This is a genomic window from Geomicrobium sp. JSM 1781026 (assembly GCF_041949955.1).
Taxonomy (GTDB): Bacteria; Bacillota; Bacilli; order Bacillales; family Marinococcaceae; genus Geomicrobium_A.
Map to the genome: position 1 here is coordinate 76,806 of NZ_JBHFQF010000005.1, position 12,326 is coordinate 89,131.

Below are 12,326 nucleotides of genomic sequence, written 5' to 3' on the forward strand. Positions count from 1 at the left end.
TGAACGTATGGAGCTACACTTAACGTTATTGTTTAACGGGCTGGCGACTGGCATGCTTATCTTTCTTCTCGCTGCTGGTTTGAGTTTGATTTTTGGTCTCATGTCGGTCTTGAACTTTGCCCACGGTGCTTTATTCATGTTCGGAGCATATGCCGGTACATGGATGTATTTGTTGTTCGGGGGCGCAGCTGGGGACTACAGCATTTTAGCGTTTGGGATGGGGTTGATCGGAGCCATTGTGACCGGTATTGTTCTCGGCTATACGGTGGAGCGAACAACGGTCAGGCAAGTGTATGGCAACCATTTGCGTCAAATTCTCATAACGACCGGTGTGATGCTCGTCGTCGGAGAATTGGTGATGCTCATCTGGGGATCAAACCTCATTTCTGTTCAGCCACCACCGGCTATTAGTGGATTTACGGAACTGATGAATGTGAGATTTCATCACTACCGCATTTTTATTATCGGGTTTGGACTACTCGTTTTAATCACATTACTTCTCATGTTGAAAAAGTCAAAGATTGGACTCGTCGTCCGTGCAGGTGTTGAAAATAAAGAAATGGTTCAGGCGCTCGGCATTAATGTGCGAAAAGTCTTTACATTCGTTTTCGTGTTTGGCACGACGCTTGCTTGTGTTGGTGGATTTCTTTGGGGACCTTTTCAAGGGCAAATTAACCCGGATATGGGGCTAAGTCTTATGCTGACGGCATTTATCGTGGTGGCGATTGGCGGGATGGGCAGTGTGGGTGGCTCGGCAATTGCGGCTGTGATTGTCGGTTTGTCGGAAGCGTACATGGCTTATTACTTTCCACCAGGATCACTTGCGGTCAACATGATGATCATGGCTTTAGTTCTGCTTTTAAAACCGTCGGGATTATTCGGGGCAACGAGGTGATCGGATGAATGTAAACTTTAAAAAACGAATGCTAACGCCAGATACACAACACTCGTCAACGCTAATGGACCGAAACACATGGCGAAAGAAGCAGCCTTGGGTATTTATTGCCATCTGTTTCGTGATGCTTTTGCTGCCACTATTCGTCACGCAAAGTTCGATGTTATTTTTACTCACAAACATTTTTATTCTTGCGGTGTTTGCGATGAGCTATGATATTTTGCTCGGCTACACTGGAATTATCTCATTTGGTCACGCGATGTTTTTCGGTTTCGGAGCATACAGTGTGGCTCTTTCATTAACGTATATCGAACAGGCGGAGGTCGCACTTCTTGTCGCGCTTTTGGCTGGTGTTAGTTTCTCGGTCATCGTCAGCTTCTTTGTTGGATTGTTATCTTTGCGGCTTAAAGACACATTTTATGCGTTGATTACATTAGCGGTAGCGACAATTTTCTTAGTCATTGCTGAACAATGGCGCTCATTTACACGGGGAGATGAAGGATTTAACTTCACCGCTCAAGTTCCGACAGAATTGTTCGGATTTATTAACTTAATTGATCGGCAAACGGTGTATTATCTCGCGTTTCTTTTTTTAATCGTTATGTTTCTCGTTCTGCGTCAGTTCATCTATTCCCCGGTCGGTCGAACACTACAAGCGATACGAGAGAATGAAAGTCGCGTGTCAGCGCTCGGATATTCAATTATTCGTTACAAGTTAATTTCGACCATTGTAGCAGGTGTTGTCGCCAGCTTGGCGGGGATGATGTACGCCGTATCCATTCGGTTTGTAAATCCTTTTAGCACGATGGATGTGGACGTGACCATTGATGCTCTTCTCATGGTCGTGATTGGAGGGGTAGGCACATTATACGGTGCAATCATTGGTGCGGGAGTGATCGAAATTGCCTCCCATTGGCTAATGGGGATGCGCGATGTGCACCCAATCTTTGAACGTTGGGTCATCTTGTTTGGACTCGTGTTTATTATGAGTATACTTTTCTTTCCTGCAGGCATTGTCGGAACGGCTAGGGAGAAATGGTCAAAAAGAAAAGGAAAAAGGAGCAGTCAAGAATGAGTGTAATTGCATCTTACGTGCTTCGGGTCGTCATTCACAAGTCTGAACTTCGTGTGAAAATTAAGAATGTACAAACCGACGATGAAGTAAATGTACAAACGATTGAGGAGATGGTTCCTTATCTACAAGAAGAAGTGAAGAGGCTAGGTAGAGGCGATGGATAATTGTGTTGGAGTGATGAGCGTTGCCTCATACTTACCTTCTCACACAATAACTGGAGAAGAAATTGCAAGAAGAAGTGGAATCCCATCTAACATCGTTACAGAAAAGATGGGAATTCATTCGAAAACAATTCCTGGACGTGGAGATCACCCCGCCCAAATGGGAATTAGGGCCGCTAAAAAGGCTTTGGAACGAGCGGGAATTGCTGCGTCTGTACTGGATCTTATCATCTATGTCGGGGAGGAGTATAAGGAATATTCATTATGGACCGCTTCAATCTATATGCAAGAACAACTGGGTGCTTATGGAGCGGTCGCATTTGATATGTCACTGCGGTGTGGGACGACAGTCTTAGCAATGGACGTTGCAAAATCGATGATGATCGCCAAGGAAAATGTATCGACGGTTCTTTTAGCAGGAGGGTATCGCAACGGTGACTTTATCAATTATAAAAATGAGCGATCAAGATTTATGTACAATTTGGCAGCTGGCGGCGGAGCGATGATTTTGCGGAAAAACTATAAAAGAAATACGTTGCTTGAGACAGTGACAGTGACCGACGGGTCTTTTTCCACTGATGTAATCCGTCGCGCTGGTGGATCAATAGCGAGAGATTCAACCGAACGCTCGTCGTGTCATGATGAACTTGATGTGACAAACCCTAAAGAGATGAAGAAAAGACTGGAAGATAAATCGATGAAAAACTTTCTCTATGTCATTCACGAATCGCTTCAACAAAGTGGATACGCTATTAACGAGTTAGATTTTCTCGCAATTCTCCATATGAAACGGTCGGCACATCAATATGTACTGCAAAAGCTTGGACTTCGTGATGAACAATCCATATATTTACAGGACATTGGGCATGTAGGGCAATTTGATCAATTCATCTCTATAGAAAGAGCGTTGGCACAAAAGCGGGTGAAAGATGGAGATATCGTTTGTATGGTAAGTGCGGGCATTGGCTATGCTTGGGTTGCAAATACAATACGTTGGGGGAGTCTGGATGAAGCTAGACGTCGATTGGTTGGAAACGAGAGCGAGAATTGACCCAGAAAAAATCGCCATCATTGATGGCGATACAGGGGAGCAGTGGACGTACGAGCAAGTAAATATAATGACCGAAGCATTGACAGAGCAATTCATCGGCAGAGGAATTGGCTTTGGAGAGAGAGTGCTATTGCTATCTAATAATAACATCCGAGGCTTCTTGCTCCTATTTGCTTGTCGAAGAATTGGGGCCATTTTTGTGCCGATGAATGGCAGGTTACACGTTAAAGAACTCAATAGGTTGGTGGAAGATTGTACCCCTAAATACTTAGTTTACGACGAGACTCATGAGCATCTGGCAGAGCAGTTACATGTTCAAGATAAAGGTAAGGTGGACCTTGCTTGCTTAAAAGATCCATCCAATAAAAAAACATCGTACACATACGAATGGAGCTGTCCATGGATGATGATCTATACAGGGGGGACGACGGGTAAACCGAAAGGTGTAGTATTAAGTAATCGTTCAATCCACACTAACGCCATTAATACGTTAACAAGTTGGGGACTCTCCAGTAGTGATACGACAGTTACAGTGTTGCCGATGTTTCACACAGGAGGAATCAATGCCTTAACATTGCCGATTCTTTACGCAGGAGGAACGGTTGTTTATACTGCGCAATACTGTCCAACGCAACTATCCCAGTTGATTCAACTGTATCGATGTACCATCCTTCTTATGGTTCCAACGATGTATCAACGATTCATAAAAGAAACCGATTTTGAACGTGCAAAATTCCCTTCAATGAAATCGTTTTTATCAGGAGGAGCACCGTGTCCAAATACTGTATATGAAGCGTTTGAACGTCGGGGTTTACCTTTTCGAGAAGGATACGGGATGACAGAGGCAGGTCCGAACAACTTTTATATTTCAAATGAAAGAAGCAGAAAAAAGTATGGAAGTGTCGGAAAAGCGATGATGTATAATGCCATATGCATTCGAGATGAAAATGGCCGAGTTGCAAAACCTGGTGAAGTCGGCGAGCTATTTATCAAAGGGGATCACCTGTATGAATATTATTGGGGACAAGAAGAAGAAGTGAATAACGAACGGTGGTTCAATACGGAGGACTTGGCAATGTGTGATGAAGAGGGCGATTATTACATTGTTGGAAGATCGAAAGATATGATCATTAGCGGCGGTGAGAATATATTCCCTCAAGAGATTGAAAAAACGTTAATGCAACTCGCTGATGTTCAAGATGTAGCGGTCGTAGGTGTTCATGATCAAACGTGGGGAGAGGTTGTTGCATGTGCGGTCGTGCTCGCGCAAGGTACGTATACTGATGAAACGTTTCTTCGAAATTATTGTCAAAACCAATTTGCACGATATAAAACGCCGAAAATCTATAAGTTCTATGATGAACTGCCGAAAACAGATGTAGGTAAAATTAACAAAAATACATTAAGAGTACAGATAGAAGCAGGATTACGAACGTAGTTTCCGAATAAGTAAACTATTCGGAACTTAATGAACTGGAGGTTTGATGAATGAAAGGTGCTGAATGCATTGAAACGAAGCTAGTCGCCCCTAGCAAAGGCACCGATGTACTTTTTCGTCCTCATCTCATTCGGTTACTAAGAAAGATCGAGCACTATAAATTAACGGTTGTGCAAGCCTTGCCTGGTTACGGAAAAAGTACAGTCGTTTCTTCATTTTTACGAAGTGAGCGGACAAGGTATTGCTGGTATACGATGTCTGAGAGCGATAGTAACCTAGAAGTTTTCGTACGGTATTTACAACGTGCGGTTCGCACAGAAAACGAGAATGCCAGCACCTTTGCATATGAGCGAGACGGGTGCCTCTCAGCTTCCGTCATTAATGAGTGGATAAACGTTGACGGACCACTTACGATTGTTATTGACCAGAGCGAATGGATGAATCGATCCGAAGATATTTTGAGTTTCATGGATGAACTCATTCGGTTTTTACCTGAGCACATTCATCTCGTACTTCTCACGAGATATTCTCTTTCACTTCCGGTCATTCGTGAGTTGAAAGTGAAAAGTCAGCTGCTCTATTTGTCTCAAGATATACTTTCATTTAAAGAGTATGAGCTTGAGGCATTATGTGAAGAGCAGATGTTACGTTTGCAGTCAGAAGAGTTGTTAGAGCTACATAAACTGACGAGTGGTTGGATTTCACCAGTACTTATCATTTTCCAAGCGATGAAAAATGGAAGTAGCTTTAGAGTAGTCATCAATGATTTGGAGAGAACGTTACGGGATTTACAAACGTATTTTCTAGACGAGATCGATTTTAATATGCCGGATGAAATAAAAACGGTATTGTATAGAGTGGCAATGCTTGAGCAAATCCTTATTGAAGAATATACCGGAATATTCGGTGAAGTTAGCCCTGGAATCTTCGAGCGTTTAAGAGAAGACGGGTTTATCTTTAATGATAAGAACAGGAAAACCGATTGTCTTTACCCATTGATGCAACAATTTCTTCTCACCAAAAATATTCGAATGGGTCAATATAAACCGGCCCAAAAGCAAATTGGAGACTACTATGTCTCAACACAATCTTGGTCGAAAGCTTTGTATCATTACGAAGAAAGTGAACAACATCTTCATATTGCTCAAGTAATAGACGAGCATGCAAAAGAGCTGTTTCAATCAATGAATGTGGATAAGGTGCTCGAAAGCATTCAACAACTTGGAATAGATCACAAGCGGATGTTCCCGAGGATATTATTGTACGAAGGGGACTGTTACCGGGTTCACTCTCGATATAAAGATGCTCTCGCATGCTATGAGCGAGCAATTGAACACGGCAAAGAGCGGACGAACTTAGAACTCGAAAGTGCGGGATTGGAAGGAAAAGCTAGAGTGTACATCGACACGATTCAACCAAAAACGGCCAATCACTTGTTGCATCAATCTGCGGAATGTTTGGAAGCAATGGACGAATCTCGTACTGATAAAATCTATGAGCTCTATCGATTGATGGCTGAGAATGCGGTGAATCTTGGAGATGCGGTTAGTGCTGAGAAGTGGTATTCCATAAGTAAAAAGCACAACATGACTTCTTATGAGAATTTAGAAGCAAGACTTCTGCTCAGAACAGGAAGACTTCAGTCGGCATATAAACGATTAGAGCGTCAGAAGAAGTTAGCAGAAAACCGTATTCAAAGAGAACTTCCGAATTCTCACAGAGAAACTGATTTACTCTTGTCCCTTATTCAAGCATTTATGGGCAATTCATTAGAAGCAAAGCAACTTGCACAACAATCGATCATTCAAGGAATTGATGTACAATCCCCATTCATTGAAGCATGCGGATGGATGAGAATGGGTCATGCAATCCAATTATGTACGAAATACAATACACACCTTGTGATCAAATGTTATGAAACTTCTCTTTCGATCATGGATGAAATTGACGTTGCAAGAGGAAAAGCTGAACCGTTTATGGGGCTTTGTCTTCTTCACGGGAAACAAGGAAACATCGAACGGGCGCTATTCTATGGGCAAGAGGCGCTTAAGGAAACAGAGCGTGTAGAAGATTATTGGCTCTCGTCATTGATTCGTCTTTGTCTCGGTATTTCTTATATTCACAATGATAACTACACGCTTGCAAAGAAAGAACTTGATGAGTGTAAGCAGTATTTTTTGGAGAGCGACGAACGTTATGGCCAGACACTTGCGCTCATGTGGCAAGCGTACAATGAATATAGAAACAATAAGCATTCTTTATTCCAGTCCACCGTTCGAAAGTTCATTGAAGCGGTACAACTAGAGAACATGGATTATCTTTTACAAAAACGAACGTTTTTTGGACCGAATGATTTGCAAGTGTTCACCCCGATGCTTCTTGAATCCAACGGCCCTGTGAGCGAATCAAGCGAGTACCTCAACCGAATATTAAAAGAGCAGAATCTAGAGGATGTTCACATTCATCCAGGGTATACAGTTCGCATCCAAACACTTGGAGGATTGAAAGTGTTTCTAGGGGATAAAGAACTCGTTGAGAAGGACTGGAAACGAGGAAAAGCGAAAGACTTGCTCACATTATTTATTGCAAAGAGAAGAGAACAATTATCGAAGGAAGAAATTTTCTCTATATTATGGTCTGGGCAAAATGAAGAGGTTGCAGATCGTGATTTTAAAGTTGCGCTAAACTCTTTAAACAATGTATTAGAGCCGAACCGCTTAGCACGCTCAAAACCATTCTTCATTCAGCGCGCTACCTCCCGGTATGGCTTACGCTTTACTCAATCATTGCAAATGGATTGTAATGACTTTGAAGCTGCTGTAACGGCAGGTCATCAAGCGAAAAGCCGCGAAGAGGCAATGGTCTTTTATGAAAACGCCATCATGCTATATGAAGGGGATTTTATGAATGATCGGACTGCTGATGAATGGACGATTGATGAGCGGGAGCGACTACAAGTTTTGTATATTAAAGCGTGTGAGAAATCTGCACATCAACTTCTCCGCACCCAAGAGTATGAGCTGGCTATTGATCGAGCAGAAAAGATTATCGAAAAAGACATATGCTTTGAGGAAGCTTATCGCATTTTGATGATTGGGTATTATCATTTGAATAATCGTGTTTATGCATTGCGTTCGTACGATAAATGTAGGCGTGTCATGAAAGATGAACTCGGTGTTGAGCCAACAGCAGAGCTGCAACGAATGCACGAATTATTAAAGATGGGAGAGGTGTTAACATGTGTGTCATTCATGGACAACAAGTGACTATCGAAAATGGTGAAACATTGTACATCCGAGAACGGGAAGGAGGAGAGGTTCCTGTTCTTTTAATTCATGGGAATATGACTTCTTCAAAACATTGGGATGTAGTTCTCGAGAAAATGGATGCTTCGTACAAACTGTATGCTATTGACCTTAGGGGATTTGGCAAATCAACATACAACCAGTCATTTCAATCTCTAAAAGAACTTGCCGACGATGTGCATGCGGTCGTGGAGAAGCTTGGTGTCCAACACGCATCTGTTGTTGGTTGGTCTACAGGTGGAGGTGTGGCGATGCAACTTGCAGCCGGATACCCTAAGTTTGTTGATCGTTTAATACTTATGTCCTCACTGTCGACGAGAGGGTATCCATTTCAAGATCATGAGGGGAAGCGGTTAAACACGAAAGAACAGATTGAAAATGATGGGCTGCGCACAATTCCTACGCTACAGGCTTACAAAAACCGAGATAAATCATTTCTTAAAAAGGTTTGGAATGCAGGCATTTACACGAACCATCAGCCTGAGCCTGAACGTTACGAAGAATATTTGGAAGATATGCTCACACAAAGAAATCTTGTCGATATTTACTACGCAAACAATCATTTCAACATGAGTAATACGTATAATGGATTGGAAGAAGGGACAAAGGAAATCGAACACATTCAAGCTCCTACCCTAGTCGTTTGGGGGGAAGATGACTTAGTCATCGTTCGATCCATGACCGAAGAGATCATAGAAGATTTCCAAACGTTTAACAAAGATGTACACGTGAGCTACTTACAAGATACAGGGCATTCCCCACCCATTGATCGACTAGAGGAGCTCATCGAGACATTTGAAAGATTTATAGCAAACGAGTAAAAATATAAAATGTATCGCTTTTTTCTTGATGAGGGAAGGAACATTCACGACGTTTGCAGCCTCGGATTGAGAACTTCCAAAGATAATAGAAAGTCATAGATATAACTGCATTGCTAATGAGTACGTAAATTATACGACAATGAATTCTCCGACTTGGTTTATAGAAATACTCCAATCGCCACAAATCGTCGTGTTTGTGGTCATTCACTTAGTAAAAACGATTAGTGTTCACAATTTGAAAATCGTATAACGGTGTTTTGCTTGCTATAAGTAGAAAACCCCATTAAAGGCTCTAAAAATTGCATCCCGCTCATTTATAAATGAAATGAACAACACATCAGTTGCTCGTTAACCCGAACAATGTCGGATTTGAATGAGGTAGTGATCTGTTATGGTAGGATTTTCTCGAATTTGCTAGCGTTTTTGGCTAAAATCTTACCATTGGTCATCCTATGGTACAATTTCTCGTTTCTATGGGAGTATTTTCAACAAAACGTCTCGTAAAACAAGGAAAATCTTATCTTAGTACCATCTATGGCAAGATTTTCGTCACATACTTCGCGCCAATGATTAGTCCGCGGAGACTGTGGGAATTTTATGTGAGGATATTACCAAATGCCCTTCACTAGCCGCTACTAAATCCCATTGTAAATCTCTTTCATATAATTCGAATAGAATGCTATTAGAGACTAGACACAAAGCTCGAACGATTATTCACTACACAATCATCCTTGTAACATGACGTTGTCGTGTTAAAAAGGGATGTTTCTTAAAAGGTCGTACGATTTTCAGCGACCCGAACATGTCTTTGATGGGATTTTCCTGGATGAGTACTCATTTTTAGAAGGACGGCCTAAACAGAAATTTTATACCCCCACTTAGATGAGTTGAACTAAATAATATCTGCACGAACCAATGGTAAGCTTCGTAAAGTGGAAACTGTGCTCAAGTTACGACCGAACTGTTCTCAAGTTGAGGAAAATCGCAGGAAAAGTGATATATTCTCATGAACTAGGGAGCAGATTGAGCGAACTCGGTAACAGATTACAAGGTCATGTGTACATTCCCGTCCCGAAGTACCCACAAGCTGTCGGCCCGGTTCACGCCGAACCGAGTCCGATTTGGCTTTGGCCGCGCTCAGGCCGACGGGTTACTCGCTTATGGGCATTGAATTTGCGCCCCAGTTGGAACAAACTGCGCAGGAGTTTAGCGGAATGAGCGCAAAAATCGTTAAACTAGGCAAACTAGCGCTACCCTTGCCAACCCAACACCAAACAGCACAATTTAGGAAAACGTTACGTTCATCCCACATAGATCGGACCCGATGGTTCTCGTTAGCGAGTAACGTAGATAGTGGTGCACTATTTTCAATCACCTCTTTTAGTGAGCTGTGATTAGTCATTTACGACGGTAATGCTCCCCACTTCTGTTTGTAAATCTAACTTCGGAGCGTCACCAGAAGGTTCGATATGTGTAATGGCATCTGTGTTAACGACACCAACCGTCGTTTGTACATGACTCTGAATCAAGTCCGGTAATTCTTTTACTGCAACGGTGATGCTTCCAACGCTTGAGCGCACGGTCACGTCGTCAACGAGTTCTTCCATGTCTAAATGAATGGCGCCTACTTCGGTCTCGGCTTCAATTTGACTATTTAAGTTCGTACCTTGGATGCTTCCGACATCAGAGTAGAAACGCCAAGCTTGTGACGAGACATTCTGAGCTTCAATGTTGGCAACAGAAGTTGAAACGGTCACAAGCTCCAAGTCTACATCGGGTACATAAACATTCAGTGTGTGCCTCTCTGGAAAGATGCTGAACAATTGTACGCGCGGTTCTCGGTCCATAACGACTTCTAACGTGGCATCGTTTAAGCGATGTTGAAGCTCTACATGGTTCCTTTGCATCCGCATTTGGCTGCCTTCTAAAGCAACAAGAATTTCATCATCGTCATGGGGCCTAATTTGAATACTGCCGACGTCAGCTTGGATATGAAGGAGATCAATATCTTCTGTTGCGTACGTATACGATTGGTCCATATCTTCAAATTGAAAGGGACTCGTTCCGGCAATGTATTGTCCAACATTTCCAATAATGGAGATGAGAATCATGCTACTGGCGGTAATCACTATCGGCTTAATACGTATCATTTAGACTCACTCCTTACCATTCTCAAATTAAATTTCACGTATCGTAATATTAAGCTGTACATCCACTGGATGAGCTTCATCGTGCCAATGCCTAGCAAAAGCCCGACACCGACATAGCCAATCATAAGAAATCCTTTATTCCAATAGCTCTGACCAATCCCTTCTTGGATGAGCAGCAAAAGGGGAGAGATGACGAGCGTTCCTGCTGTAATTAGAAGAGCAATCGGGATAGATATGAGTGCGAGTAATGGTCCTAAAATAAAAATTAGATTAAACAAGCCTAAGGAAACAGCGGCAAAGACGGCTTTGGATACGCTTTTGTACGTCGGCTTCTGTTCAGCGGCAGTTAATTGATATTGAGCTCGAATTTCTTTCGCTGTTTTTTCTGGGGGACCTAGCCGGTCGGCAATCTCTTCTTCACTCCGCCCTTCCTCCATGCCAAGTACAAAATGTTCTTTATAATCATTTATGAATTCCTCTTGCTCGTGAGCAGGTATATCCTTTAAGTGTTGTTGCAGTACGGATACATATTGGTCTTTAGTCATGAGAATCCTCCCCGTGAATAATTTCTTGAACCCCTTGTGTAAAATGGGTCCATTCCTTTAGTAATTCGTCTTTTAAAAGCAACCCTTTCTCTGTAATTGCGTAATATTTTCTTGGAGGCCCTTCTTTGGATTCAGACAAGTACGTCGAAAACAGTTCTTCCTTCGTCATTCTGCGAAGCAGTGGATAAATTCCACCCTCAGATATTTCGAATTTCTTTGATATTTCTTCAACCAATTCATACCCGTAACGGTCTTTATGAGACGTGAGGATGAGTACGCATAACTCGAGCACACCCTTTTTGAATTGAACATTCATTGTTATCACCATCGCTTTAATCGGTACTGATTAATGAACAGTACTGATCGATATAAAGTAATAATAATCTGATAAAAGGATCTTGTCAATAAAAAAACGTGCAACCGCACGTTAAAGTAATACGAACAATAAGAGGACGACAACAAGAATGCCCATCGTTAGATGGATGGATTGTAGAAGACTATCATTTGTACGAGAGAGAAGAGAGGTGAGGAGAGAAAAGGTTAAAAAGATAAAGATGAAGACGAAAGTAAGCAACCAATGAGATTGCATGGAAAATGAAAAGAGTTCAAAGCTAACGATAAAACCTACGGTTAGAATTATTAAACCAACCGATGATACGAGTGGCACTTTGGACCAAAAAGCATGATCAAACAATGACGGGTCTTTCTTATTTTCAATGATGAAAAGCGCGTACACAACGAATACGAACACAATCAAAAACAATGCTGATACCGAACTAGGGATCACCGTACCGTCTGGGGAAAAGAACACATTCACGATCCATTGGGAGATGAGGTGTGCAAACGATAACCCTGTAAAAAGGAAGATAAGTATAATGAGTTGGT

11 protein-coding genes are annotated in these 12,326 nt (G+C 42.1%); 7 read left to right on the forward strand and 4 right to left on the reverse strand.

Annotated features, from left to right (window positions below; all coding sequences use genetic code 11):
• Positions 1-7: 7 nt before the first annotated feature.
• Genes ACE1TF_RS10095 through phaZ form a run of 7 tightly spaced genes read left to right on the forward strand, consistent with a single transcriptional unit; the run spans position 8 to position 8,746 of the window.
• Positions 8-895 (forward strand): branched-chain amino acid ABC transporter permease, encoded by an 888-nt coding sequence (locus ACE1TF_RS10095; RefSeq protein WP_375016425.1) that lies wholly within the window; start codon positions 8-10, stop codon positions 893-895.
• Positions 896-899: 4 nt separating this feature from the next.
• Positions 900-1,970: a branched-chain amino acid ABC transporter permease gene (locus ACE1TF_RS10100; protein WP_375016427.1), complete on the forward strand. Its 1,071-nt coding sequence runs from the start codon at positions 900-902 to the stop codon at positions 1,968-1,970.
• Positions 1,967-2,134 carry a hypothetical protein gene (locus tag ACE1TF_RS10105; protein ID WP_193744249.1) on the forward strand — a complete coding sequence of 56 codons (168 nt, stop codon included), beginning with the start codon at positions 1,967-1,969 and terminating at the stop codon, positions 2,132-2,134. The genes ACE1TF_RS10100 and ACE1TF_RS10105 overlap by 4 nt, the downstream gene beginning before the upstream one ends.
• Positions 2,127-3,182 (forward strand): 3-oxoacyl-ACP synthase, encoded by a 1,056-nt coding sequence (locus ACE1TF_RS10110; protein WP_375016429.1) that lies wholly within the window; start codon positions 2,127-2,129, stop codon positions 3,180-3,182. The genes ACE1TF_RS10105 and ACE1TF_RS10110 overlap by 8 nt, the downstream gene beginning before the upstream one ends.
• Positions 3,139-4,620, forward strand: a complete 1,482-nt coding sequence (locus ACE1TF_RS10115) for a class I adenylate-forming enzyme family protein (protein ID WP_375016431.1) — start codon at positions 3,139-3,141, stop codon at positions 4,618-4,620. The genes ACE1TF_RS10110 and ACE1TF_RS10115 overlap by 44 nt, the downstream gene beginning before the upstream one ends.
• Positions 4,621-4,670: 50 nt before the next feature.
• The gene (locus ACE1TF_RS10120) at positions 4,671-7,886 is read left to right on the forward strand and encodes an AfsR/SARP family transcriptional regulator (protein ID WP_375016433.1); all 3,216 of its coding nucleotides are present in this window, start codon (positions 4,671-4,673) and stop codon (positions 7,884-7,886) included.
• A complete protein-coding gene (gene phaZ, locus ACE1TF_RS10125) occupies positions 7,859-8,746 on the forward strand; it encodes an intracellular short-chain-length polyhydroxyalkanoate depolymerase (protein WP_375016435.1) in 888 nt (295 codons plus the stop codon). Before ACE1TF_RS10120 ends, phaZ begins: the two co-directional genes overlap by 28 nt.
• Positions 8,747-10,140: 1,394 nt before the next feature.
• Here phaZ and ACE1TF_RS10130 read toward each other — a convergent pair.
• From ACE1TF_RS10130 to ACE1TF_RS10145, 4 genes are all read right to left on the reverse strand, one after another.
• Positions 10,141-10,896, reverse strand: a complete 756-nt coding sequence (locus tag ACE1TF_RS10130; protein WP_375016437.1) for a DUF4097 family beta strand repeat-containing protein — start codon at positions 10,894-10,896, stop codon at positions 10,141-10,143.
• On the reverse strand, positions 10,893-11,441 hold the full coding sequence (locus tag ACE1TF_RS10135) for an HAAS signaling domain-containing protein (protein ID WP_375016439.1): 549 nt from the start codon (positions 11,439-11,441) through the stop codon (positions 10,893-10,895). Before ACE1TF_RS10135 ends, ACE1TF_RS10130 begins: the two co-directional genes overlap by 4 nt.
• Positions 11,434-11,757: a PadR family transcriptional regulator gene (locus ACE1TF_RS10140; RefSeq protein ID WP_375016441.1), complete on the reverse strand. Its 324-nt coding sequence runs from the start codon at positions 11,755-11,757 to the stop codon at positions 11,434-11,436. The genes ACE1TF_RS10135 and ACE1TF_RS10140 overlap by 8 nt, the downstream gene beginning before the upstream one ends.
• 111 nt (positions 11,758-11,868) lie before the next feature.
• On the reverse strand, positions 11,869-12,252 hold the full coding sequence (locus tag ACE1TF_RS10145) for a hypothetical protein (RefSeq protein ID WP_042399832.1): 384 nt from the start codon (positions 12,250-12,252) through the stop codon (positions 11,869-11,871).
• Positions 12,253-12,326 lie beyond the last annotated feature (74 nt).

Coding starts and splice junctions, on each gene's coding strand:
- ACE1TF_RS10095 (WP_375016425.1), top strand. CDS start 8: ATGGAGCTACACTTAACGTTATTGTTTAACGGGCTGGCGACTGGCATG.
- ACE1TF_RS10100 (WP_375016427.1), top strand. CDS start 900: ATGAATGTAAACTTTAAAAAACGAATGCTAACGCCAGATACACAACAC.
- ACE1TF_RS10105 (WP_193744249.1), top strand. CDS start 1,967: ATGAGTGTAATTGCATCTTACGTGCTTCGGGTCGTCATTCACAAGTCT.
- ACE1TF_RS10110 (WP_375016429.1), top strand. CDS start 2,127: ATGGATAATTGTGTTGGAGTGATGAGCGTTGCCTCATACTTACCTTCT.
- ACE1TF_RS10115 (WP_375016431.1), top strand. CDS start 3,139: ATGAAGCTAGACGTCGATTGGTTGGAAACGAGAGCGAGAATTGACCCA.
- ACE1TF_RS10120 (WP_375016433.1), top strand. CDS start 4,671: ATGAAAGGTGCTGAATGCATTGAAACGAAGCTAGTCGCCCCTAGCAAA.
- phaZ (WP_375016435.1), top strand. CDS start 7,859: ATGTGTGTCATTCATGGACAACAAGTGACTATCGAAAATGGTGAAACA.
- ACE1TF_RS10130 (WP_375016437.1), bottom strand. CDS start 10,896: ATGATACGTATTAAGCCGATAGTGATTACCGCCAGTAGCATGATTCTC.
- ACE1TF_RS10135 (WP_375016439.1), bottom strand. CDS start 11,441: ATGACTAAAGACCAATATGTATCCGTACTGCAACAACACTTAAAGGAT.
- ACE1TF_RS10140 (WP_375016441.1), bottom strand. CDS start 11,757: ATGAATGTTCAATTCAAAAAGGGTGTGCTCGAGTTATGCGTACTCATC.